The 24,359-nt window shown below is 65.7% G+C and carries 18 protein-coding genes; 4 read left to right on the top strand and 14 right to left on the bottom strand.

Features of this window, described 5'->3' with window-relative positions; translation table 11 throughout:
- The first annotated feature begins 109 nt into the window (after positions 1-109).
- Positions 110-1,174 (top strand): uroporphyrinogen decarboxylase, encoded by a 1,065-nt coding sequence (gene hemE / locus ACNFBT_RS25450; protein ID WP_416753484.1) that lies wholly within the window; start codon positions 110-112, stop codon positions 1,172-1,174.
- Between the two features lie 331 nt (positions 1,175-1,505).
- Here hemE and gabP read toward each other — a convergent pair whose 3' ends face one another.
- Together gabP and ACNFBT_RS25440 are read right to left on the bottom strand one after the other, a co-directional pair.
- Positions 1,506-2,897, bottom strand: coding sequence for a GABA permease (gabP, locus tag ACNFBT_RS25445; protein WP_416753483.1), 1,392 nt, complete (start codon positions 2,895-2,897; stop codon positions 1,506-1,508).
- Positions 2,898-3,141: 244 nt separating this feature from the next.
- On the bottom strand, positions 3,142-4,461 hold the full coding sequence (locus ACNFBT_RS25440; protein WP_416753481.1) for an MFS transporter: 1,320 nt from the start codon (positions 4,459-4,461) through the stop codon (positions 3,142-3,144).
- A 172-nt stretch (positions 4,462-4,633) separates the two neighbouring features.
- Between ACNFBT_RS25440 and ACNFBT_RS25435 the strand changes: the two genes are divergently transcribed.
- Complete coding sequence (locus ACNFBT_RS25435; RefSeq protein WP_416753480.1) at positions 4,634-5,542, top strand: LysR substrate-binding domain-containing protein; 909 nt, start codon at positions 4,634-4,636, stop codon at positions 5,540-5,542.
- Between the two features lie 77 nt (positions 5,543-5,619).
- Entirely contained in the window at positions 5,620-6,387 is a 768-nt protein-coding gene (locus tag ACNFBT_RS25430) for a ParA family protein (RefSeq protein WP_275608978.1), read from the top strand.
- Positions 6,388-6,437: 50 nt separating this feature from the next.
- Here the strand turns inward: ACNFBT_RS25430 and ACNFBT_RS25425 are convergent, their stop codons facing one another.
- The 9 genes from ACNFBT_RS25425 to ACNFBT_RS25385 all read right to left on the bottom strand — a co-directional run bounded on the left by ACNFBT_RS25425 (position 6,438) and on the right by ACNFBT_RS25385 (position 19,235).
- Positions 6,438-7,244, bottom strand: coding sequence for a universal stress protein (locus ACNFBT_RS25425; protein ID WP_416753479.1), 807 nt, complete (start codon positions 7,242-7,244; stop codon positions 6,438-6,440).
- A 77-nt stretch (positions 7,245-7,321) separates the two neighbouring features.
- Positions 7,322-7,765 (bottom strand): YiiD C-terminal domain-containing protein, encoded by a 444-nt coding sequence (locus ACNFBT_RS25420; protein ID WP_416753478.1) that lies wholly within the window; start codon positions 7,763-7,765, stop codon positions 7,322-7,324.
- 104 nt (positions 7,766-7,869) lie between these two features.
- The gene (gene trxC / locus ACNFBT_RS25415; RefSeq protein ID WP_416753477.1) at positions 7,870-8,304 is read right to left on the bottom strand and encodes a thioredoxin TrxC; all 435 of its coding nucleotides are present in this window, start codon (positions 8,302-8,304) and stop codon (positions 7,870-7,872) included.
- Between the two features lie 51 nt (positions 8,305-8,355).
- The gene (locus ACNFBT_RS25410) at positions 8,356-9,633 is read right to left on the bottom strand and encodes a bifunctional O-acetylhomoserine aminocarboxypropyltransferase/cysteine synthase (RefSeq protein WP_416753476.1); all 1,278 of its coding nucleotides are present in this window, start codon (positions 9,631-9,633) and stop codon (positions 8,356-8,358) included.
- A gap of 122 nt (positions 9,634-9,755) precedes the next feature.
- Positions 9,756-11,216 carry a protein adenylyltransferase SelO gene (gene selO / locus ACNFBT_RS25405; protein ID WP_416753475.1) on the bottom strand — a complete coding sequence of 487 codons (1,461 nt, stop codon included), beginning with the start codon at positions 11,214-11,216 and terminating at the stop codon, positions 9,756-9,758.
- A 58-nt stretch (positions 11,217-11,274) separates the two neighbouring features.
- Positions 11,275-14,631, bottom strand: coding sequence for a mechanosensitive channel MscK (gene mscK / locus ACNFBT_RS25400; protein ID WP_416753474.1), 3,357 nt, complete (start codon positions 14,629-14,631; stop codon positions 11,275-11,277).
- Positions 14,632-14,714: 83 nt separating this feature from the next.
- Positions 14,715-16,457 (bottom strand): potassium/proton antiporter, encoded by a 1,743-nt coding sequence (locus tag ACNFBT_RS25395; RefSeq protein WP_416753473.1) that lies wholly within the window; start codon positions 16,455-16,457, stop codon positions 14,715-14,717.
- A 101-nt stretch (positions 16,458-16,558) separates the two neighbouring features.
- Positions 16,559-17,215, bottom strand: a complete 657-nt coding sequence (locus ACNFBT_RS25390; RefSeq protein ID WP_416753472.1) for a hypothetical protein — start codon at positions 17,213-17,215, stop codon at positions 16,559-16,561.
- Between the two features lie 202 nt (positions 17,216-17,417).
- Positions 17,418-19,235 (bottom strand): acyl-CoA dehydrogenase, encoded by a 1,818-nt coding sequence (locus tag ACNFBT_RS25385; RefSeq protein ID WP_416753471.1) that lies wholly within the window; start codon positions 19,233-19,235, stop codon positions 17,418-17,420.
- 133 nt (positions 19,236-19,368) lie between these two features.
- Here ACNFBT_RS25385 and ACNFBT_RS25380 point away from each other — a divergent pair, with 133 nt between their 5' ends.
- On the top strand, positions 19,369-20,205 hold the full coding sequence (locus tag ACNFBT_RS25380; protein ID WP_416753470.1) for a 23S rRNA (adenine(2030)-N(6))-methyltransferase RlmJ: 837 nt from the start codon (positions 19,369-19,371) through the stop codon (positions 20,203-20,205).
- A gap of 201 nt (positions 20,206-20,406) precedes the next feature.
- Here ACNFBT_RS25380 and msrA read toward each other — a convergent pair whose 3' ends face one another.
- From msrA to ACNFBT_RS25365, 3 genes are all read right to left on the bottom strand, one after another.
- Positions 20,407-21,054 (bottom strand): peptide-methionine (S)-S-oxide reductase MsrA, encoded by a 648-nt coding sequence (gene msrA / locus ACNFBT_RS25375; protein ID WP_416753469.1) that lies wholly within the window; start codon positions 21,052-21,054, stop codon positions 20,407-20,409.
- Positions 21,055-21,279: 225 nt separating this feature from the next.
- Positions 21,280-23,979 (bottom strand): putative bifunctional diguanylate cyclase/phosphodiesterase, encoded by a 2,700-nt coding sequence (locus tag ACNFBT_RS25370; RefSeq protein ID WP_416753468.1) that lies wholly within the window; start codon positions 23,977-23,979, stop codon positions 21,280-21,282.
- A 269-nt stretch (positions 23,980-24,248) separates the two neighbouring features.
- On the bottom strand, positions 24,249-24,359 hold a 111-nt coding region (locus ACNFBT_RS25365), incomplete at its 5' end, for a 2-oxo acid dehydrogenase subunit E2 (RefSeq protein WP_416747214.1).

Here is a 24,359-nt window from a genome sequence, read left to right as displayed (position 1 = left end):
CAAAGGGTCGCAGCGACAAACTGTCGCGATGGACAAAAGGCACGGCACCCGCCGTGCCTTTTCGTTTGGGCTTTGCGAAAATGCCCGCACTTTTTTTCCGGATGCCGTTATGACTGCCCTGAAGAACGATCGCTTCCTCCGCGCCCTGCTCAAGCAGCCCGTCGATGTCACCCCTGTCTGGATGATGCGCCAGGCCGGCCGCTACCTGCCGGAATACCGCGCCACCCGCGCCAAGGCCGGTGACTTCATGAGCCTGTGCATGAACCCGCAGATGGCCTGCGAAGTGACCCTGCAGCCGCTGGACCGCTACCCGCAGCTGGACGCCGTGATCCTCTTCTCCGACATCCTCACCATTCCTGACGCCATGGGCCAGGGCCTGTTCTTCGAGACCGGCGAAGGCCCGCGTTTCAAGAAGGTCGTGACCACCCAGGCCGACATCGACGCCCTGCCGATCCCCGATCCGGAGAAGGACCTGGGCTACGTGATGGACGCCGTGCGCACCATCCGCCGCGAGCTGAACGGCCGCGTGCCGCTGATCGGCTTCTCCGGCAGCCCCTGGACCCTGGCCACCTACATGGTCGAAGGCGGCTCCAGCCGCGACTTCCGCAAGACCAAGGCGATGCTCTACGACAACCCGCAGGCCCTGCACGCGCTGCTGGATAAGCTGGCGCAGTCGGTCACCAACTACCTGAACGGCCAGATCCTCGCCGGCGCCCAGGCGGTGCAGATCTTCGATTCCTGGGGCGGCGCGCTGTCGGCGGCTGCATACCAGGAGTTCTCCCTGGCCTACATGCAGAAGATCGTCGACGGTCTGATTCGCGAACACGATGGGCGCCGCGTCCCGGTGATCCTGTTCACCAAGGGTGGTGGCCTGTGGCTGGAGTCCATGGCCAACACCGGCGCTGAAGCACTGGGCCTGGACTGGACCTGTGACATCGGCAGCGCCCGCGTCCGCGTCGGCGACAAGGTTGCCCTGCAGGGCAACATGGACCCAGCGGTGCTCTACGCCAAGCCGGAAGCCATCCGTGCCGAAGTCGCGCGCATCCTCGGCGCCTTCGGCAATGGCAATGGCCATGTGTTCAACCTCGGCCATGGCATCACTCCGGAAGTCGATCCGGCCCACGCCGGCGCCTTCTTCGAGGCGGTGCACGAGCTGTCGGCGCAGTATCACTGAGCCTGACGCCAGAATGAAAAGCCCCGCAGATGCGGGGCTTTTTCTTTTCCGGGTTAGGTTCGCGAGCAAGGACTGGGCATCACCCTGTAGGAGCGAGCTTGCTCGCGAACCGACCGGGCGCCGGACCTGCCGATGAATCGCGCACCGTGTTGCTCCTACGCAGGAGCAAGCTGCCGGAGTTTCCCGAAGGGAGAGGATTCATCCGCGGGGGATTTCGCGGACAGGGTCCGCTCCTACAGGTTGATTCCGTGCACCTCGACAATAAAAAAGCCCCGCTTCACAGCGGGGCTTTTTCGTTCCCTCATGGAGCATCAAGCCCCATCAGAGAGCATCACGCAGCATCGCCCACCAGGCCGGCGGCGCGCTGGGACTTGCGGCGGTTGGACACCAGCAGGCCCGAGCAGACCACCACGATGGTCAGCAGGGTGGTGGCGACGACCTCCATGCGGTGATCCGGCTGGATCAGCATGATCACCAGCGCGCCGACGATGAACAGGATCACCGCCCAGGTCAGCCAGGGGAACAGCCACATCTTCAGCTTCAGCTGATGGCCCTGGGCGAGCAGCTTCTTGCGCATGCGCAGCTGCGACAGGGCGATCACCAGGTACACCAGCAGGGCGATGGCGCCGGAGCTGGCCAGCAGGAAGTTGAACACTTCGGCCGGGGCCAGGTAGTTGGCGAAGGTGCAGAGGAAGGCCATGGCAGTGGACAGCAGCACGGCGTACACCGGAGTGCGGCTGACGCTGGTCACCTGGGCGATCTTCGGCGCGTCGCCGCGCTTGCTCAGGGAGTACATCATGCGCGAGGCAGTGTAGAGCGCCGAGTTCAGGCAGCTGGTCACCGAGACCAGCACGATGATGTCGACGATCAGCTTGGCGTATGGGATGTGCAGGTGTTCCAGCACGGTCTGGTAGGAGCCCATGCTCACCAGGCGCGGGTCGTTCCACGGCACCAGGCAGACCACGATCAGGATCGACAGCAGGTAGAACAGCGCGATACGCCAGATCACCGAGTTGGTGGCGCGGGTGATCTGCTGGGCCGGGTCCTTGGACTCGGTGGCGGCGATGGTGACGATTTCCGAACCCATGAAGGAGAACATGGTGGTCAGCAGCGCGGCGAGCACGGCGCCCCAGCCCTTGGGCATGAAGCCTTCGCTGGTCAGGTGGCTGATGCCGGAAACTTCGCTGTTGGGCGAGAAGCCGAAGATGGCTGCGCAGCCCAGCATCAGGAAGGCGATGATCGAGACGACCTTGATCAGCGCCAGCCAGAACTCGAACTCACCGTAGTTCTTCACGCTGAACAGGTTGGTCACGGTCAGTGCGGAAGTGATCACGAAGGCCAGCACCCAGATCGGCGCGCCGGGGAACCAGGCGTGGATGATCGCCGCGGCGGCGTTGGCTTCCAGCGGGATCACCAGGACCCAGAACCACCAGTACAGCCAGCCGATGGTGAAGCCGGCCCAGTGGCCGATGGCGCGGTCGGCATAGGTGGAGAAGGAGCCGCTGTCGGGCTGCGCGACGGCCATCTCGGCCAGCATGCGCATCACCAGAACCACCAGCAGGCCGGCGACCAGATAGGAAATCATTACCGCCGGACCGGCCTCGGCGATGGCATGGCCGGAACCTACGAACAGGCCCGCGCCAATGGCGCCGGCAATCGAAAGCATCGTGACGTGACGATTTTTCAGGCCCTGGGAAAGGCCGGAAGAAGGAGTACTGCTCATGCTTTACCTACAACTACAGGAGGGAATTGCGTACTGCGGGAGCCGAGGTCCGTTTCAGGATTCCAACAAGTCGTGCGTTTTTCTTGATGCAAGGATCGCGCCATATTTTGTTACGACTTTAGTCGTAGAGTGGGAAGAAGTGCTACAACGCCCGCATGAGGGGTGTCGCAGGGAGGCATGTAATTATCCTGGTACGACCGTCTAATGTCGTTTATGGATATGTTTTACAAGATGTGTGTAGAGGCTACCCGTGCTTGGCCGGTGCGGGAAGGTCGCGCGGTAACACTGCGAGACGGGCCAGGTGAAGCGCCACCAGCAGTGCGACTGCCAGCAGGCTGGCGATGAACAGGCCCACGCCGTTCCAGCCGTAGTGGTGCCAGAACACCCCGCCCGCAGTGCCTGCGACGCTGGAGCCCACGTAGTAGCTGAACAGGTACAGCGACGACGCCTGGCCCTTGGCTTTCAGTGCGCGACGACCGATCCAGCTGCTGGCCACCGAATGGGCGCCGAAGAAGCCGAAGGTGAACACCAGCATGCCCATCAGTACCAGCGCCAGCGGTTGCAGCAGGGTGATCAGCAGGCCGCTGAGCATCAGTGCGATCATCGCCCAGAGCACCTTGCGCCGGCCCAGACGGTCAGCCAGGGAGCCGACCCAGGCGGAGCTGTAGATGCCCGACAGGTAGACCACCGAGAGCACGCCGACCACCGCTTGGCTCAGGTGGTAGGGATCGGCCAGCAGGCGGTAGCCGATGTAGTTGAACAGGGTGACGAAGGCGCCCATCACCAGGAAGCCGACGAGGAACAGCCAGGGCATGCCGGCATCGCGGAAATGCCCACGGAAGCCCTCGGCCAGTTGGCGCGGCTTGAGCGGCACGGGGCGGAAGTTCTTCGACTCGGGCAGGATGCGCCAGAACAGCAGCGCGGCGGCCAGGGCGAGCACGCCCAGGGTGGCCAGCGCCGCGTGCCAGTTCACGTAGTCCACCAGCACGCCGCTGATCAACCGCCCGCTCATCCCGCCGATGGCGTTGCCGCCGATGTACAGCCCCATGGACAGGCCAAGGTGCTGCGGATGGATTTCCTCGGAGAGGTAGGTCATGCCCACCGCCGCGAGACCGCTCAGCGACAGGCCGAGCAGCGCGCGCATCACCAGCACGCCGTGCCAGGTCGGCATCACTGCGCTGCCGAGGGTGAACAGGGCGGCGAGGATCAGCGAAGCGACCATGATCGACTTGCGGCCGATGGCGTCGGAGATCGGCCCGGTGACCAGCAGGCCGAAGGCCATGGTGATGGTGGAGATGGACAGCACCAGGCTGCTCTGCGCGGCGGTCAGGCTGAACGCCTTGGACAGCACCGGCATCATCGGCTGGACGCAATAGAGCAGGGCGAAGGTGGCGAAGCCGCCGGCGAACAGCGCCAGGGAGGTGCGCATGAAGGCCGGGGTGCCTTTCTCGATGTAGCGCTCGATCTCTTCGACGGCACTGACGACGCTGGCATTCGCCTGGCGCGCGGCATTGAGTAACTCGGGTTCGACTGGTTCTGGAGCCCGCAACGCAGATTGACTCACAACTCACCTCGATAAGGCTCGCGCAGGGACGACAAAGGCCCGTGCAGCGGGGATGACAGAAGATTCTGGAGTTGTTATTGGGCTTGTGCTGGCAAGGATAAGGAGCGGTCTTTATTATTTCCAATATATTAATCGACCTGTTTGATATCTACTTCGACTCAATGGTGGCGACATGGAACTGAGGCATCTGCGTTACTTCATCGCCGTGGCCGAAGAGCTGCACTTTGGCCGGGCCGCCGAGCAACTGGGCATCTCGCAGCCGCCTTTGAGCCAGCAGATCCAGGCGCTGGAAGAGGAGATCGGCGCGCGCCTGCTGGAGCGTACCAACCGACGGGTGGCGCTGACCGAGGCCGGGCAGATGTTCCTCACCGAGGCGCGGCTGGTGCTGCAGCAGGTCGATCGCGCGGTGCTGCTGGCGCGCCGAGCGCACCAGGGCGAACTGGGCGAGCTGAAGATCGGCTTTACCGCCTCCGCGCCCTTCACCTCGACCCTGCCGCGCAGCATCCTGGCCTTCCGCCAGGCCTACCCGGACGTTCACCTGGAGCTGCAGGAGCTGAGCAGCGGCCAGGCCGTGCAGGCCCTGCTGGAAGATCGGGTGCAGGTCGGGCTGATCCGGCCGATTGCGCTGCCGGAAACCCTGGAGGCGGTGGAGCTGTTCAGCGAGCCGCTGGTGGCGGTGCTGCGGGCCGACCACCCGCTGGCCGAGTCCAGCCAGGACGGCCTGGAGATCGCCGCGCTGGCGGACGAGCCTTTCGTGTTCTTTCCCCGCAGCTACGGTACCGGCCTCTACAACCAGTTGATCGCCCTGTCGCGACAGGCCGGCTTCAGCCCGCGCATCGCCCAGGAAGCCGGCGAGGCCATGACCATCATCGGCCTGGTGGCCGCCGGGCTGGGTGTTTCCATGCTGCCGGCCTCGTTCCGACGTACGCGGGTGGACGGCGTGGTCTACCGCACCCTGCTCGATCCGGGGGCGACCAGTTCGGTGTGGCTGGTGCGTCGGCGCGACGAACACTCGCCGCTGGCGCAGTCCTTCATCGATCTGCTGACCCGCGAAGCAGCCGTCTTGCACGCGAAAGCCTGACCGTTCGACGGAGGGCTCGCCGTTGTCATGGCCATTGCATAGAATCCGGACACTCGAATGGCTTCGGAGGCAGGCTCATGCGGCGCGTGGTGTTCAATCAGAAAGGTGGAGTGGGCAAGTCGAGCATCGCCTGCAACCTGGCGGCGGTCAGTGCGGCGGAGGGGTATCGCACGCTGCTGGTGGACCTGGACGCCCAGGCCAACTCGACGCATTACCTCACCGGCCTGACCGGCGAGGACCTGCCGGTGGGGATCGCCGACTTCTTCAAGCAGACACTCTCGTCCGGCCCCTTCAGCCGCAAGGGCAAGGTCGATATCTACGAGACGCCCTTCGACAACCTGCACGTGGTCACCGCGAGCCCGGAGCTGGCCGACCTCCAGCCCAAGCTCGAGCAGAAGCACAAGATCAACAAGCTGCGCAAATTGCTGGACGAGCTGGCCGAGGATTACGACCGGATCTACCTGGATACCCCTCCGGCGCTGAACTTCTACACCGTCTCGGCGCTGATCGCCGCCGATCGCTGCCTGATCCCTTTCGACTGCGACAGCTTCTCCCGCCAGGCGCTCTACGGCCTGCTGCAGGAGATCGAGGAGTTGAAGGAAGACCACAACGAGGACCTGGAAGTCGAAGGCATCGTGGTCAACCAGTTCCAGCCGCGCGCCACCCTGCCGCAGCAATTGCTGGATGAGCTGGTGGAAGAGGAGTTGCCGGTACTGCCGGTGTACCTGATGAGCTCGGTGAAGATGCGCGAATCGCACCAGGCGTGCACGCCGCTGATCTTCCTCGATCCGCGGCACAAGCTGACCCAGCAGTTCGTCGAACTGCACAACCTGCTGGAAGCCTGAGTTTCCGGCGGATCAAGCGCTCCCGCCCGGGGAGCGTGCTTAGCGCCGCCTCACTGTGAGATGAGAATGTCGCAGGGCGGCCGGCGCAGGAAGTAGCGGGTCGAACTGCCGAGCATGGCCTGCTCGATGGCGCCGCGGCTGCGGCTACCGAGGACTAGCAGGTCCGGCGCCCATTCCCCCAGGGCCGTCTCCAGCGCCTGCTGGAAGTTTCCCTGTTGCACCGCGCAAAGCAACTGTGGTCCTTCGGCCGGCAACTGTGCCCGTTCGTCCTGCAGTGTCTGACGCAGCAGCGCGCGCTGGGTCTCCAGATGTTCGTCGGCGCGCTCGGCCTTTCCCGGCTGGTAGGCATTGAGCGCAAGCAGTTCCGCGCCGGCGGGTAGCAGGCGATAGCCGGCGCGCCAGGCCTGGCAGGAGCATAGCGAGAGGTCCATCCCGGCCAACGCCCGGGCGTAGGGTTCGGCGGATTCATCCACCGCCAGCAGGATCGGCACGCGGCAATGGCGGGCGATGCGCTCCAGGGTGGTGCCGTCGAAGCGCTCGAGCAGTTGCTGGTGATGCGCGCCGATCAGCAGCAGGTCGGCCTTGAGTTCCTGCGCAGCCTGGGTGACGGCGGTCGCGGCGCGGCCCTGGCGGATCAGCAGTTGATAGTCGGCGATGGCGTTGGCCGCAGCGGCGTCGCGCAGGGCGACCTCGGCGGCCTCACGGACGGTGTCCATCATGCGGTCGGGGAAGTATTCCTCGATGACGTGCAGCAGCGTGACGCTGGCGCCGTGTTGGCGGGCCAGCTGGGCGGCGCGGCGCACCGCGATGTCCGCTTCCACGCTGAGATCGTGGGCGACGAGCAGGTTCCTGTACATGGTGGCATCCCTCTGTGGCGCTCTCACTGTCGCGCCACGTAGGAAATTTCACCTTGATACAGGACAACGGCCCGTCGTCAGCGGCTGCGCAGCTGATAGACGGCGTGGCTTTCGGCGACGACGGTGCCGCCCTCGTCCTTGAGTTGCAGGTCGAGCACAAAGTCGGCTTTGCCGTTGTTGGTTGCCTCCTCGCCGATGCGGCGGATTTCGTCCTCGCTGAGCCGGGCGTCGACAGTGATGTCGCTGGCGGCCGGGCGCAGGAAGCGCAGCCCGGCTTCCTTGACGATCGGGTAGAAGCGTCGCGCGTCGAAGCTGGTCATCATGAGTACGCCGCCAGGCAGTTCGGCCACGGTGAACAGGGCGCCGGCGTACATGTTGTGGATGTGGTTCTCGTTGCCCTTGAGCGGCATGCGCAGGCGCACGTGGCCCGGCTCCAGCACCTCGGCCTTCAGGCCCGTGCGCTTGACGAAGGCGATGTGTTCTTCGGTGAGCTGGCGGATGAATTCTTCGGGGTAGGGCATGGGCGCGCTCCGTTTCGCCTGTTTATCGTCTGCCCAAGACTAGCTGCGCCGCGCGGTCTGGCAATGACCGCGCGGATTGACCGGATCGCTCAGCGGGCGGGGCGTCAGATACCGTTGCGGGCCAGCCAGTCGAGCAGTTGCGGCAGCGGCATGGCGCCGCTCTGGCGTGCCACTTCCTGGCCGTTGCGCAGCAGGATCAGGCTGGGAATCGAGCGGATCCCTAAGCGCGTGGAAAGGTTCGGGTTGGCGTCGCTGTCCAGCTTGGCCAGGCGCACCTTGCCGGAAAGGCGCGTGGCAGCCTGCTCGAACACCGGCGCAAAGGCCTTGCACGGGCCGCACCAGTCGGCCCAGACGTCCACCAGCAACGGCAGGTCGCCCTTGGCCTGGGCGGCGAAGCTGGCCTCGTTCAGCTCGAAGGGGCGGTCGACGATGACCGGCGACTGGCAGCGGCCGCAGCGCGGTGCGTCGCCCAGGCGCTCGGCGGGCACGCGGTTGAGGCCGTTGCAGTGCGGGCAGGGGATGATCAGGGATTCGGACATGGCGAGGCTCCAGAGGCTATGACGCCAAGGTGGAGCCTCGCGGTCCGGGTTTCAAGCCTCGGCAGCCTGCAGCGCCTGGGCGAGGTCGGCGAGGATGTCGTCGATGTGCTCGATGCCAATGGACAGGCGCACCATGTCGCGCGGCACGCCGGCCTTCTGCAGTTCCTCGTCGTTGAGCTGGCGGTGGGTGGTGGAGGCGGGGTGGCAGGCCAGGGACTTGGCGTCGCCGATGTTCACCAGGCGTACCACCAGCTTGAGTGCGTCGATGAAGCGCGCACCGGCTTCCGGCCCGCCCCGGATGCCGAACGAGAGGATCGCCGCCGGCCGCCCGCCCATGTAGCGCAGCGCCAGTGCCTGCTCGGGATGGTCGGCGAGGCCGGCGTACTTCACCCAGCTCACCTGCGGGTGGTCCTGCAGGTACTGCGCGACCTTCAGGGCGTTCTCGCAGTGGCGCTCCATGCGCAGGGCCAGGGTTTCCAAGCCCTGCAGGATGAGGAAGGCGTTGAACGGCGAGAGGGCGGCGCCGGTGTTGCGCAGCGGCACCACGCGGCAGCGGCCGATGAAGGCGGCGGGGCCGAAGGCTTCGGTGTAGGTGACGCCGTGGTAGGACGGGTCCGGGGTGTTGAGCAGCGGGAAGCGGGCCTTGTTCTCGGCCCAGGGGAATTTGCCGGAGTCGACGACGATGCCGCCGATGCTGGTGCCGTGGCCGCCGATGTACTTGGTCAGGGAGTGCACGACGATGTCCGCGCCGTGCTCGAAGGGGCGGCAGAGGATCGGCGTGGCGACGGTGTTGTCGACGATCAGCGGCACGCCGTGGCGGTGCGCGGCATCGGCCAGGGCCTGGAGATCGACGATGTTGCCTGCCGGGTTGCCGATGGATTCGCAGAATACCGCCTTGGTGCGCTCGTCGATCAGCGCTTCGAGGGCGGCGATGTCGTCATGGGGCGCGAAGCGGGTCTGGATGCCGAAGCGTGGCAGGGTGTGGGCGAGCAGGTTGTAGGTGCCGCCGTAGAGCTTGGCCACCGAGACGATGTTGTCGCCGGCCTCGGCCACGGTCTGGATGGCATAGGTGATGGCCGCCATGCCCGAGGCCACCGCCAGCGCGCCGACCCCGCCTTCCAGCGCCGCGACGCGTTCCTCCAGCACCGCGTTGGTCGGGTTCATGATCCGCGTGTAGATATTGCCGGCGACCTTCAGGTCGAACAGGTCGGCGCCGTGCTGGGTGTCGTCGAAAGCGTAGGAGCTGGTCTGGTAGATGGGCACGGCCACGGCCTTGGTGGTCGGGTCGGGGCTGTAGCCGGCATGAATGGCGAGGGTTTCCAGTTTCATTGTTCGAGCATCCTTGTGGCAGAAAGGCCCGAGGATGCGAGCGGCGCCGACTCCTGGTCAATGACCGGGAGCAATACCGCCGGGGCGCCGCTAGATCGCTTTTCGCTGAGCTTATAACCGCCTCAGGAGGAACAACTGATCTCCAGGTGCTTGCCCCAGTCCGGTGGACGGCGGGTGAAGGCCTCGGCATCGGGCTGCTCCTCGAAGGGCTTGCTCAGCACTTCGTGAAGTCGGCGCACCACGCTGTAGTCGCCCTGTTCGGCGGCGGTGATGGCTTCCTGGGCGAGATAGTTGCGCAGCACGTAGAGTGGGTTGACCGCGTGCATCCGCGCGCGCCGATCGTCCTGGCTGCCGCCTTCGCGTTCGACGCGGACGCTGTACTCGGCGGCCCAGGCGTCGAAGGCGGCCAGATCGACGAAGTCCTCGCGCACTACCGCCAGCGCCTGCTCCGGTGCCTGCTCGCCGAGGCGGCGGAAGAACAGCGAGTAATCCACCGCGCCCTTCTGCATGGCCTGCAGCAGCGCTTGCACCAGCTCCAGGTCGCCATCTTCCGCTGTGGTCAGGCCCAGGCGGCGGCGCATCAGGTCGAGGTAGTGCGTCTGGTAGAGCGGCAGGAACAGGTCCAGGGTGGCGCGCAGGTCATCGACTTCGACGAAGGGCGTCAGCGCCTGGCCCAGAGCGGCGAGGTTCCAATGGGCGATGGGCACCTGGTTGCTGAACGAGTAGCGACCGGTGTCGTCGGAGTGGTTGCAGATGTGGTTGGCGTCGAAGTCGTCGAGGAAGGCGTAGGGGCCGTAGTCGAAGGTGATGCCGAGGATCGACATGTTGTCGGTGTTCATCACGCCGTGGCAGAAACCGTAGGCCTGCCAGAGCGCGATCATCTCGGCGTTGCGCTCGACCACTTCGCGGAAGAGGGCGAGGTAGGGCTTTTCCGCCTCCTGACACTGCGGGAAGTATTCGCGCAGGACGAACTCGCCCAGGGTCTTCAGGTGCTCTTCCTGCTTGGTGTAGTAGAAATACTCGAAGTGGCCGAAGCGCACGTGGCTGGGCGCCAGGCGCAGCAGCATCGCGCCGGTTTCCTTGGTCTCGCGCCATACCGTGGTGCTGGAGCCGGTGACGCATAGCGCGCGGCTGGTGGGGATGCCCAGCGCGTTCAGGTATTCGCTGGCGAGGAATTCGCGGATCGAGGAGCGCAGTACCGCACGGCCGTCGCCCATGCGCGAGTAGGGTGTCTGCCCGGCGCCCTTGAGGTGCAGGTCCCAGTGCTCGCCGGCGTCGTTGAGCACTTCGCCCAGCAGCAGGCCGCGGCCATCGCCCAGGCGCGGGTTGTAGGCGCCGAATTGGTGCCCGGAGTAGACCATCGCCCGCGGATCGGCGGCGTTCCACAGCTTGTGGCCGGCGAAGATTTCGGCGAACACCGGGTCGTTGGCTTCGCTCGGGTCGAGGTCGAGCAGCGCCATGGCCTGCGGGCTGGCGATGACCAGGCGCGGGTCGGCGATGGGATCGGGCAGGACTTCGGTGGAGAAGACATCGCCCAGGCGGGCGAAGCGGTTATCGAAGGCGAGTTCGTCGAGCTTTTTCACTGGGTGACTCCGGATAAGTCCGAGCATTGTGCTCGGATTTATCCGGAGGCGTCCACCCTCAGGCCTTGCTCGCGTCGGGCTTGTCCTGCGCCGGTTTGAGCTGAACCGGCGTGGTAGAGGGCTGCTGGCCGATGACCAGTTGGGCTTCCTGACCCTGGAGGTTCTTCACGAACACGTCGACCTGGTTGAACGCCATGTCGATGCCCTTCTCGCGGAAGGCCAGGGCAATGCGGGTCAGGGTTTCGTCCACCGCCGGGTTGCGGTCGCCCAGTTCGCGCACGTGGAAACGCAGTTCGTAGTCGAAGGTGCTGGCGCTGATGGTGGTGAAGTACAGCACCGGCTCCGGGTCGCGCAGGATGCGTGAGTTGGCGTGGGCAGCGTCGAGCATGATCTTGCGCGCCAGGGGCAGGTCGCTTTCGTAGGCCAGGCCGATCTTGATGGTCACCCGGGTCACCGTGTCGCTCAACGACCAGTTCACCAGCTGGCCGGTGATGAAGGTCTGGTTGGGGACGATGATTTCCTTGCGGTCGAAGTCGGTGATGGTAGTGGCACGGATGCGGATCTTGCTGACGGTGCCGGACAGCGTGCCGATGGTCACCACGTCGCCGATCCGTACCGGACGCTCGAAGAGGATGATCAGGCCGGAGACGAAGTTGGAGAAGATCGCCTGCAGGCCGAAGCCCAGGCCGACCGAGAGCGCTGCCACCAGCCATTGCAGCTTGTCCCAGCTCACCCCGAGGGTGGAGAGCGCGCTGACGAAGCCAATGCCGCTGATGGCGTAGGAGAGCAGGGTGGTGATGGCGTAGGCGCTGCCCTGGGCCAGGGTCAGGCGTTGCAGCACCAACACCTCCAGCAGGCCGGGCAGGTTGCGCGCCAGGGCGACGGTCACCGCGGCGATCACCAGCGCCATGAGGAAGTCGCCCAGGCTGATCGGCGTCGTGGACGCCGCGTCGCCGGTGCCGCTGGTGTATTGGTAGAGGGTGACGTTGTCGAGGTACGAGACCACGCTGATCAGGTCGGCCCAGACCCAGTACAGGGTGACCACGAAGCCGATCAGCAGGCCGAGGCGGATCAGGCGCATCGATTGCTCATTGATCTGCTCGATGCCCAGGGTCGGCTCTTCCACCACTTCGCCGCCCTCGATGCCTTCCTTGGGCGGGACCTGGCGCTTGGTCATCGCGCGCTGGTAGGCCAGGCGCCGCGCGGCCACGCCCATGCCGCGGACGAAGGTGGCTTCCACCACCATCCAGAACATCAGCAGGAACAGGGTGTCGATGAGGCGGTCGGTGAGCTTGAGCGCGGTGTAGTAGTAGCCGAAGCCCACCGCCAGGAACAACGCCACCGGCAGCACGGTGAAGCCCAGGCCGACGATCATCTTGATCATCGAGGGGCGCTCGCTGGAGGGGCTGCCGAACAGCAGCTGGCCCAGTATCCAGGTCATTGCGGCGTAGCCGAACAGGACGATGGCGATGCCGATCACGTCATCGGCGAGGCTCGCCGGCTGGTGCTCGGCGACGGTGACCACCGCGACCAGCGACATCACCACCAGGCCCAGGCGGCGCATCAGCTTGCCGAGGAACTGCACCTGGGGCTGGCTCCAGTGGAAGTGCCGCTCGGCGATGCCGCCCGGACGCAGGATGCGGTGCGCGGTGTAGAACACCAGCCAGACCTGCGCCATTTCCAGCAGGGCGCTGCCGAGGGTGGCGTTCTGTCCGCGGGCGTCGAGCAGCAGGGCCAGGCCGGCGATGGCCAGCGCCAGGGTGCCGGGCAGCGCCAGCAAAACGGCGAGCAGCAGGGCCAGGGGGGTGTGCGCCTGACTGTCGCGCTTGAAGTGGCCGATGTCGTCGTTCAGCGATTCGAGCTTGTCGTAGAGGAACCGGCGCTTCCACAGCAGGCCGGCGACCAGCAGGAGCAGCGGCAGGAAGAGGAACGGCCGGTCGATCAGGCCTGCGCCCAGCTCCTTCACGCCCGAGCCCCAGGGCACTTCGGACAGCTGGTGATGCAGCAGAGTCGGGGTCATCTTGAACCACGACAGGTCCAGCGGGCGGTTGCTGGGAATCCAGAACATCTGCTCGTCGAGGGTGGCGCGCAGCTTGTCGGCGGTTTCCTTGAGCTGCTTCTGGTTCAGCTGCAGGGTGATCGCTTCGTTGAGCAGCGCGTTCAGCTCGTGGTTGAGACGCTCCATCAGTTCCAGGCGGGTATTGACCAGCTCGGAGAGGTCCTTGCGCAACTGCGGGGTGATGCTTTCCTGCGGCTGCTGGGCCAGCAGGTTGTCGATGTACACCTCGGAGTTGTTCAGCTCGTCGCGCTTCTGGTTCAGCTCGAACTGGTACAGGCGCAGGTCAGCGATCTCGTCGGCCAGGTCGCGGTCGGTCCTAATCACCGGCAGCGACTGCTTCTGCTGGTAGAGGATCTTGGCCAGCAGCAGGCTGCCGCGCAGGACGTTGATCTGCTCGTCCAGCGCCTGCTCGCCCTGGGTGAGGTTGTCCAACTGCTGCTTGGCTTCGAGGTCGCGCCGGGTCAGGGTGTTGAGGCGGTCGGTGGTGCGCAGCAGGTAGTCCGAGAGCTTGAGGTTGGTGGCGCTCTCCTGGCTCAGCAGGCTGTCGGTGCCGGCGGCCTGGTCGGCGTCCTTGGACAGCGCGGCGACGGTCTTCTCGGACTGTTCGCGGCGCTTCTCGCTGATCATCGTCTGCAGTTCGAGGGTCTCGTGCTCCTCACGGCCGATGCGTTCGGCCAACAGGTCGCGCTGGCTGGAGGCGAGGTCGAGCAGCAGGTTGTTGCCCGCCAGCTGCTGACGCAGCAGCTGGTTCTGCGCGGTGAGCGCGGCCTGCTCGGCCAGCAGTTCGTCGCGATGCTCGTTACCCAGCGGCTTGCCGCTTTCCTTGCCGGCCTTGAGCAGGCCGGCGATCTCCAGCAGGCGCGTCTGGTTCCGGCTCAGGTCGGCCTGGGCGCGCTCGGGGCGGGTTTGCGCCGTGAGCGCATCGCCCTTGGCGTCGGCCATCTCCTTCTGCCAGGCGGCCAACTGGGTGGACTGCTCGTTGAGCAGCATTTCCAGCTGGGTGGCGTTGTAACCGGCGTAGCGCTGCGCGGCCGGTTTGTCGCTGCTGCCCTTGAGACGGTTCAGGGCCTTCTGGTTCTCGCTGATCAGCTTGGGTGCGTCGGCTAGCCGCCCCTTGAGTTCGGCCAGTTGCTTCTCGCTGTCATCCTTGGTCGCCAGCAGCTTGAGGGTGTTCTCAAGGCTCGCCTTGACCAGCTTGGCGTCGGCATCCGACAGCTTGCGGTCGGCCAGGCCGTCGAGGCTCTGCTGCACCTGGTCGGCGCTGGGCGGGGTGTTGTCGGCGGCCAGCGCGGGCAGGCCGGTGAGCGAGCCGCCCAGGAGGACGACGGTAAGCAGGGTACGCAGCAGGAATGACATGGTCGCGATCAGCGGCTCGTGCGAAAAGTGGAGTGAGGTTAGTGCTGGCTGGCCGGCGCCCGCAAGCGAGCGCCGGTAGGCGGTCAGAGGAACAGGCCGGGGCCGGGTCGACCTTCGGGGAATTTGACCCCCACCTTGCGGATCTTGTTCCCATCCAGGGCGGCCACGGTCCAGGTCAGGCCGTTCCATTCCACCTGGTCGCCGATGATCGCCTGGCCACCGATTTCGTGGGCAATGAAGCGGCCCAGCGTCTGCTCGCCGTCCACGTTTTCCAGCTTCAGGCCATACAGCGAGGCCACGGCGGAGAGCTGGGCGTCGCCTTCGAGGACGAAGTCGCCGAAGAAGCGCGCGCTCAGGCCGCGGTCCGGTGCCTGGCTGAACAGTTTGCCCAAGGCGGGGAGGTCATGCTCGTGACCGATTACGCAAAGAATGTCATCGGCCTCGAGGATGGTACTACCGGACGGGTGCAACAGTTGGGTGCCGCGGAACAGGGCGGCGATACGGGTGCCTTCGGGCATCTTCAGCTCGCGCAGGGCGGCGCCGATGCACCACTTTTCCTTGCTCAGGTGGTAGACGAACAGCTCCCACTCGCTGGTCGGGTGCACTTCCAGGCCAGCGCGGGAAATCGGCGCCGGGTCCGGCGGCACTATCACCCGCAGCAGCTTGGCGGCCCAGGGCAGGCTGGTGCCCTGCACCAGCAGCGAGACCAGCACGATGAAGAAGGCCACGTTGAAGAACAGCTGGGCGTTGGGCAGACCCGCCATCAACGGGAATACCGCGAGAATGATCGGCACCGCGCCGCGCAGGCCGACCCATGCGATGAAGGCTTTTTCGCGGCCATGGAAGGCACGGAACGGAATCAGGCCGACCAGCACCGAGAGCGGGCGGGCGAAGAGAATCATCCACAGCGCCAGCCCCAGCGCCGGCAGGGCGATGGGCCAGAGGTCGTGGGGCGTGACCAGCAGGCCCAGCACGAGGAACATGCCGATCTGCGCGAGCCAGGCCATGCCGTCGAGCATGTGCAGGATGCCGTGGCGGGAGCGGATCGGCTGGTTGCCCAGCATCAGGCCGCACAGATAAATGGCAAGGATGCCGCTGCCGTGCACCGCGTTGGACACGGCGAAGATCAGCAGGCCGCCGCTGATCACCAGCAACGGATAGAGGCCGCTGGCCAGGTGGATGCGGTTGATCACCTGCAGCAGCAGCCAGCCGCCGCCGAGGCCGAGCAGCGAGCCGATGCCGAACTCACGCAGGAAGTGCCAGAGGAAGCTCCAGCTCATGCCGCTTTCGCCGTGGGCAAGCATGTCGATCAGGGTGACGGTGAGGAACACCGCCATCGGGTCGTTGCTGCCCGACTCGATTTCCAGGGTCGCGGTGACCCGTTCGTTGAGTCCCTTGCCGCCGAGCAGGGAGAACACCGCCGCGGCGTCGGTGGAGCCAACGATGGCGCCGATCAGCAGGCCTTCCATCCAGCTCAGCTTGAACAGCCAGGCTGCGGCGATGCCGGTCAGGCCGGCGGTGATCAGTACCCCGGCCGTGGCCAGCGAGAGCGCTGGCCAGAGCGCCACGCGGAAACTCACGACCCGCGTGCGCAAGCCGCCGTCGAGGAGGATCACGGCCAGTGCCAGGTTGCCCACCAGGTAGGCGATGGGGTAGTTGGAGAAGCCGATGCCGCCGGGGCCGTCGGTGCCGGCGACCATGCCCACGGCGAGGAAGATGACCAGGATCGGGATGCCCAGTCGCGAAGACAGCGAGCTGACCAGAATGCTCATGCCGATCAGCACAGCAGCGATCAGGAAATAGCTGTTGATGGCCACGGCATCCAAAGTGTGTCGACCTCCTGGGGTATGGGGGAGTGGCGACGCTACTGGGGATCAGGATGCAGGCCGCATGCCAAGCGATTCTAACCTGCGGATTTGCAAGGCTGTCAAAGGTTAGTTGAGCTTCGTTCGGCGACGATTTCCGACCAGGGTGAGGCGTTGTTCCAGGCGGGGACCGGGTTGAGGGCGGAGAGTGTCGTGGGCGCCCACTGCTGCGCCTCGTCGGGAACCAGCCGGACCGCCGAGAGGCAGGCTTCCCGGTCGTGTTGCAGGGTGACGAGGGCCTTGTGCACTTCGCCGGACAGGTTCTCCTGGCGGGTGCCGCTGACGGCGCGGATTTGCGTATGCCAGAGGTTCCGTGCGGAACTGCCGGCGACGCCGCAACTGCCCAGCGGCTCGAAGTAGGAGGAGCCGAACTGGGCGTAGCCGGCATTGACCAGCGCATTGAAGTAGCGGCTCTGCGAGGCGATGGATTGGCCATCGCCGCCGCGCAGCACGGCCAGCCCGTCGCTCATCGCCTTGTCGATGATCTTCAGGTATTGGTCGGCGTGCTCGAGGGCTTCGGTGCTGGGTTCGCTGTAGATGGGGGCTGGGTTCAGCGACTGTGCGGGGGCGCGCAAAGGGCTGTCGCCGGGGAGTGCGTCCGCCGAGTCAGGGGTCAGCAGGTAGACCATGCAGGTCAGCCCGGCCGCGGTGGCGAGCAGGGGCAGCAGAACGGGCAGGTTGCGGGACAGGCGAGGGAACATCGAGGTGTGCATGGCCATTGGCGTGACAGTCGTGAAGTTGCGCGGGCGCTATTCAACGGCATGCCACCCTGGTTTCGCTGTCGGCTGGTTTGGTGCTGCTTGTCGGTTCTTTCCGTAGTTTATGAGGGAAAAATTCCAGTCGGTGGCTGGAGCGCCGGCCATTCCAGGCCGCAGGCAAAAAAAGCCCCGGACGTGGCCGGGGCTGGAGGGACATGCAGGACTAGAACCAGGCGTCCTGCATGGTCGAACAAGTGTCGTCGCGGGCTTCGAGCAGAGCCAGCTCGTGGTGGCAGGAGGGCACTTCCCAGGTCAGGAAGTAGCGCGCAGCCTGCAGCTTGCCGCGATAGAAGTCGGTGTCGGCGGCATTGCCAGCACCGTTCTGGATCAGCGCCAGGCCTTCCTCCGCGCGGATTGCCTGCTCCAGCCAGCGCCAGCCGATCACCGCGTGGCCGAACACCTTGAGGTACAGCGCCGAGTTGGCCAGCCCTTGTGCCACGCGGCCCTGCATCAGGTCGCCGAGCAGGCTCAGGGTGGTCGCCGACAGGCGCGCCATCAGCTGTTCCAGCGGCTCGCGCAGCTTGTCCAGCGACGGGTGCGCCTGGGCGCGTGCGCAACACTGGTTGATCAGGCGGGTCAGCTGCTTGAGGCCGGCGCCGTTGTTCTGCGTCAGCTTGCGCCCCAGCAGGTCCAGCGACTGGATGCCGTGGGTGCCTTCGTGGATCGGGTTCAGGCGGTTGTCGCGGTAGTACTGTTCCACCGGGTATTCGCGGGTGTAGCCGTGGCCGCCGAGGATCTGGATCGCCAGTTCGTTGGCCTTCAGGCAGAACTCCGAGGGCCAGGATTTGACGATCGGGGTGAGCAGGTCGAGCAGCTCGTGGGCCTGCTTGCGCTCTTCCTCGGTGGGCAGGGTTTCGCTGTCATCCACCAGACGCGAGGCGTACAGGCCGAGGTCGAAGGCGCCTTCGACGTAGGCTTTCTGGGTCAGCAGCATGCGCTTCACGTCGGCGTGCTGGACGATGGAGACCGGCGCCGAGGTCGGGTCCTTGGCGTCCACCGGGCGCCCCTGGGGACGTTCTCGGGCGTATTCCAGGGAGTACAGGTAGCCGGCGTAGCCGAGCATGATCGCGCCCATGCCGACGCCGATGCGCGCCTCGTTCATCATCTGGAACATGTAGGCCAGGCCGTGGTGCGGCTTGCCCACCAGGTAGCCGACGCACTCGCCCTGGTCGCCGAAGTTCAGTGCGGTGGAGGTGGTGCCGCGCCAGCCCATCTTGTGGAACAGGCCGGCTAGGGTCACGTCGTTGCGCGCGCCGAGGGAGCCGTCCGGGTTGACCAGGAACTTCGGCACGATGAACAGGCTGATACCTTTCACGCCGGGAGGGGCGTCCGGCAGCTTGGCCAGGACCATGTGCACGATATTCTCCGACAGCGGATGGTCGCCGCCGGAAATGAAGATCTTGTTGCCCTTGATCCGGTAGCTGCCGTCGGCGGCAGGTTCGGCACGGGTGCGGATGTCCGCCAGGGAGGAGCCGGCGTGAGGCTCGGTCAGGGCCATGGTGCCGAAGAAGCGTGCGTCGATCATCGGTTGCAGGAACAGGCGCTTCTGTTCGTCGCTGCCGAAGGTCTCGATCAGATGGCTGGCGCCCATGCTCAGCATCGGATAGGACGAGGTGGCGATGTTGGCCGACTGGAAGTGCGCGAAGCAGGCGCGCGAGAGCAGGTGCGGCAGCTGCATGCCACCCTGTTCGAAGCTGCGCGAGGCGTTCTGGAAGCCAGCCTCGTTGAAGGCGTCCACCGCCGGCTTCACTTCCGGGATCAGCACCGCGCCGCCGTCGACGTACTGCGGTTCGTTCTCGTCGTTCTTGCGGTTGTGCGGGGCGAACAGTTCCTCGGCGATGCTACGGGCGGTGCCCAGGGCGGCGTCGAAGGTCTCGCGGCTGTGATCGGCGAAGCGATCGCGCCGGGTCAGGGCCTCGGCGTCGAGCACTTCGTAGAGTTCGAAAGCGAGGTTGCGGGAGCTGAGCAGGGTCTCGGACATGGATCGACCTCCGTGGGAATGGCCGCAGTCTAGTCTGGTGAATGAACCTCGCACAGAATCATCCACGAGCGTGATAAAGGGCTAAAACACCTCGACTACGGCTACACTGCGCGCCTTGAGGAGTCTGCCATCCATGAACTACCGCCATGCCTATCACGCCGGCAACCATGCCGACGTGTTCAAACACATCGCCCTGGCGCGCATCTTCGCGCTGATGGCGCGCAAGGACACGCCCTTCGCCTACCTCGACAGCCACTCGGGCGTCGGCCTGTACGACCTGCTGGGTGACGAAGCCAGTCGCACGGGCGAATGGGAGTCGGGCATCGGCCGCCTGTGGGAGCGCGATGACCTGCCGGAGCTGGTGCAGGACTACCTGGATGTGGTGCGTGCCCTCAACCCCGACGGCGGCCTGGAGTTCTATCCCGGCTCGCCGGAGCTTGCGCGCCGCCTGACCCGCCCGCAGGACCGCGTGCTGCTCAATGAGCTGCACCCCGAGGACGGCCGCCTGCTCAAGGCCAACATGGGCGGCGAGCGCCGCATCGCCGTGCACCAGGGCGATGGCTGGCTGCTGCCGCGCGCCTTCCTGCCGGTGTCCGAGAAGCGTGGCGTGCTGCTGATCGACCCCCCGTTCGAGCAGGGCGACGACCTGGAGCGTTGCGTGGCCGCGCTGGACGAGGCCATCGGCCGCATGCGCCAGACCGTGGTCGCCATCTGGTACCCGATCAAGGACCGCCGCCAGCTCAAGCGTTTCTACCAGCGTCTGGAGAAGAGCTCGGCGCCAAAGCTGCTGCGTGCCGAATTGTGCGTGCACCCGGCGGATACGTCCGAGCGCCTGAACGGCTCCGGCCTGGTCATCGCCAACCCGCCGTGGCCGCTGGACGAGGAGCTGCGCGGCCTGCTGCCGTGGCTGGCGGAGACGCTGGCGCAAAGCGAGGGCAGTTGGCAGTTGGACTGGCTGATCTCGGAATGAAAAAAGCCCCGGCAATGCCGGGGCTTTTTTGTGGGAGCAACCATTATTCCTCTTGAAACGCTGTGCCGGCGTGTACCCCTCAACCCAGCCCTCTCCCTCAGGGAGAGGGAGCTGTCCGTGCCGGCTGACTGAGTCGTTTCCTCCTGCGCCGAACGGTCCCCTCTCCCGCTTGCGGGAGAGGGTTAGGGTGAGGGGCTTTTGTTACGCCGGCAGGCACACGCCGGTGCCGCCCAGGCCGCAGTAGCCGTTGGGGTTCTTCGCCAGGTACTGCTGGTGGTAGGCCTCGGCGTAGTAGAACGGCGGCACCTCGCGGATTTCCGTGGTGATCTCGCCGTAACCCTTGGCGCTCAGCTCCTTCTGGAAGGCCGTGCGGCTGGCTTCGATGGCGGCTTTCTGCGCCTGGTCGAACCAGTAGACCGCCGAACGGTACTGGGTGCCGGTGTCGTTGCCCTGGCGCATGCCCTGGGTCGGGTCATGGGATTCCCAGAACACCTTGAGCAGCGCCTCGATGCTGGTCTCGCGCGGGTCGTAGACCACCAGCACCACTTCGCTGTGGCCGGTCAGGCCGGAGCAGACCTCATCGTAGGTCGGGTTCGGGGTCAGGCCGCCGGCGTAACCCACCGCGGTCACCCATACGCCCGGCTGCTGCCAGAAGCGCCGCTCGGCGCCCCAGAAACAGCCCAGGCCCAGCACGATCTGCTGCAGGCCGGCGGGAAAGGGCGCGGTCAGCGGGCGGCCATTGACGTAATGCGTTTCCGGCACTGGCATCGGGCTTTCCCGGCCCGGCAGGGCCTGGGCGGAACTGGGCAGCTCCAGCTTGTGGGCAAGTATTTGCGAGCGCAGGGTCATGGCATTCGTCTCCTTTGAGTAGGAGCCTGTTCACGACCTGCTGCGCGTCGGCATAACTGCGTTAAAAACAGGCTCGGACTGCTCATTTACAGCTCGTAAACTCCGCGTCCTCGCCTGTTTTTGCCTTGTTCTGCTCTAGCTCGCAAGATCGTGAACGGGCTCTATGGGCGGCAATAGACTCTTCTACTCGCGGAAGATTACAGCGTTTTGCCCTCGCTGCGGGGCTCAATTCGGGCGGCAGGGATAGCGCTGCAGGCTGGAGGAGAGGTCGATGCCGGGAATCGGTTTGTCGAACAGGTAACCCTGCCCGATATCGCAGCGGTTGCGCCGAAGGAAGGCCAGCTGGGCGGCGGTCTCCACACCTTCGGCGACCACCTGCAGCTTGAGGTTGTGGGCCATGGCGATCACCGCCGAGGTGATTTCCATGTCGTCCTGGTTGTCCGGGATGTCCTTGATGAAGCTGCGATCGATCTTGATCACGTCGATGGGGAATTTCTTCAGGTAGCTCAGCGACGAGTAGCCGGTGCCGAAGTCGTCCATGGCCAGGGTCAGGCCCAGGCTCTTCAGGCGCTCGAGCTGCTGGCGGGTGTCGTCGGTGGCGTCCAGCAGCAGGCTTTCGGTGAGTTCCAGTTCCATCTGCCCGGCGGGGATGCCTTCCTCGTTGAGGATCGCGGCGATGGAACCGACCAGGTCGGGGTCGCTGAACTGCTTGGGCGACAGGTTGATCGCGATGTGCAGCTCGCCCAGGCCCTTGGCGGCCAGTTCGCGCACCTGGCGACAGGCCTGGCGGATCACCCACTTGCCGATGGGGATGATCAGGCCGGTTTCCTCGGCCACGCTGATGAACTGGTCGGGGCGGATCATGCCCTTTTCCGGGTGCTGCCAGCGCAGCAGCGCTTCCAGGCCGAGCAGCTGGCCGCTGCGCAGGCACAGCTTGGGCTGGTAATGCACCGCCAGCTCGTCCTGCACCAGCGCGCGGCGCAGGTTGCTCTCGACGAACAGCTTGTAGCTGGCCTCGGCGGTCATCGCCTCGGTGAAGGTCTGCACCTGGTGCTTGCCGTTGGCCTTGGCCTTGTGCAGCGCAAGGCCGGCGTGCTTCATCAGGGTCTGCGGGTCGTAGCCGTGCTGCGGCGCGTAGGCGATGCCGATGGAGCCGGTGATGCTGATCAGCTGGTTGTCGACGAACAGCGGCTTGTCGAGCACGTCGAGAATCTGTTCGGCGATCTTCTCGCCGCGGCCGGCCACGGACTCCTCCAGCAGCACGGCGAATTCGTTGCTGGCGAAACGCGCCAGGGTGGTGGTGTCGCTCAGGCTGCTGCGCAGGCGCCGGGCCAGGTTGGACAGCAGTTTGTCGCCGGTCTGGTGGCCGAGGCTGTCGTTGATCCGCTTGAAGTTGTCGATATCCACCAGCAGCAGGCCCAGCGAATGCTGGCTGCCGGCCTGCAGGCGCTCTTCCAGGGCGCTGATGAAGAAGTGCCGGTTGGCGAGACCCGTGAGGTTGTCGCGGTAGGCGAGCTTCTCGATGTGCTGCTGGGCCAGCTTGCTCTGGGTGATGTCTTCGTAGATGCCGATGTAGTGGGTCAGCTCGCCCTTGTCGTCGTGCACCTTCGACAGCGACAGCTGGCCCCAGTAGGGCTCGAGGTTCTTGCGGCGGCTGCGGAACTCGCCTTGCCAGCTGTTCTGGTTGACCAGGGCGGAGCGCGCGTCGAACAGCAGTTCCGCCAGGTTGGTCAGTGCGGGGAGTTCCGGCAGGCGGCGGCCGCGCACTTCGTCGGCGCCGTACTGGGTGATGGCGGTGAAGCTCGGGTTGACGTACTCCACCAGCCCGTCGCGGTCGATCAGCAGGAAGGCGCTGGCGCTCTGCTCGACGGCGCGCTGGAACAGGTGCAGGGCGCTGGAAACGTTGCGCCGTTCGTGGTTCATCAGCACCTGGGCGTACTGGTCGGCCAGCTCGCCGGCGAAGGCGATCTCGTCGCTCTGCCACATGCGCACTTCACCGACGTGCTCCAGGCACAGCACCCCGACCACTTCGCCGCCGATGCGGATGGTGGCGTCGAGCATGGCGTTGACGCCCTGGGGACGCAGGTAGCGCTTGGCCAGTTCCTGGGTGCGCGGGTCCTGGATGGCGTTATGGGCGTCGATGGCGCGGCCGCTGTGGACTGCGTCGAGGTAGTGGGGGAAGCTGCTGGCGTCGATGTCCTGCGGCTTCTCGTACTGGTCGATGTCGCGACGGTAGACGGTAACCGCCTCCAGGCGATTGTCCGGATGCAGGCGCCAGATACCGGCACGGGCCACGTCGTAGACTTCGCAGGCAGCCTGGACGATCAGCTGTGCGGCTTCCAGCAGTGGGTCGCTGGACAGGTAGCGGTGCCGTGCCAGGCGCACGATCAGGTTCTGCTGGGTGCGCGAGCGCACCAGGTGCTGCAGGTGTTCGTCCTGGGAGCGCTGGTACATCTCCAGCGACATCTTCAGGCGCAGGTTCTGGGCTTCCAGATCCAGCAGCCGTGGGTCCGCCTCGGCGCCCTGGGCATCGCCTTCGTCCTGCAGCAGGTAGCCGTGCAGCAGTTGCCGGCCATGCTGCTGGAAGGCCTCGCCGACTTCCAGGATGTTCAAAGGGCCGCGCGGCGAGTGCAGGCAGTAGCGCACCTGATAGTGGCCATCCTGAAGCAGTTGCTGCTGGACCTGCTCATGCAGGCGGTGGCGGGCCTCGGGCTCCATCAGGCTGGCGTAGGGGGCGTCGAGGATGCCGCAGAGGTCCTGGGCGGGCACGCCGATCTGGCGCTCGCAGCCCGGGTCGAGGAACAGCAGGGTCCAGCTGGCTTCGTTCAGTCGCTCGAAGCGCAACAGCCCCAGCCGCGAAGGGACGGGAAGTTGCGTGACAACCTCGGCCACCGAACGGCTGGCGGCATCGGGATGACTCTTCATGCGCGGCGTGATTTCCAGGTACGGGCGAGGTGCATTGCCTCGGCCGAATTCTATGGGCGTTGGCAAGATTTGCATGAGGCGTGGGGCGCTGACAAGCCAGGACTGTATCGGCCGTCACACGACGAAGTTGAGGCGAGGGGCGCGCAGGGGCGGCGGCGGTCGGAATAGTGCGGATAAAAAGAAGCCCCACCGTCCGGCAGGGCTGGAGAGTACGAGCGTGGCGTGCTCGTCGAGAGGAAGGGGAGACCGGAGCCTCCCCCTTACAACACTTACAGCAGCAGGGTGCGGATATCGCCCAGCAGGTCGGACAGACGCTTGGTGAAGCGCGCGGCGGCGGCCCCGTTGATCACGCGGTGATCGTAGGACAGCGACAGCGGCAG

This window comes from Pseudomonas sp. NY15181, assembly GCF_048068055.1.
In the GTDB taxonomy this organism is placed as follows: domain Bacteria; phylum Pseudomonadota; class Gammaproteobacteria; order Pseudomonadales; family Pseudomonadaceae; genus Pseudomonas.
The sequence above is the reverse complement of the archived record's forward strand: the minus strand, read 5'-3'. Positions and strand labels throughout refer to the sequence as shown.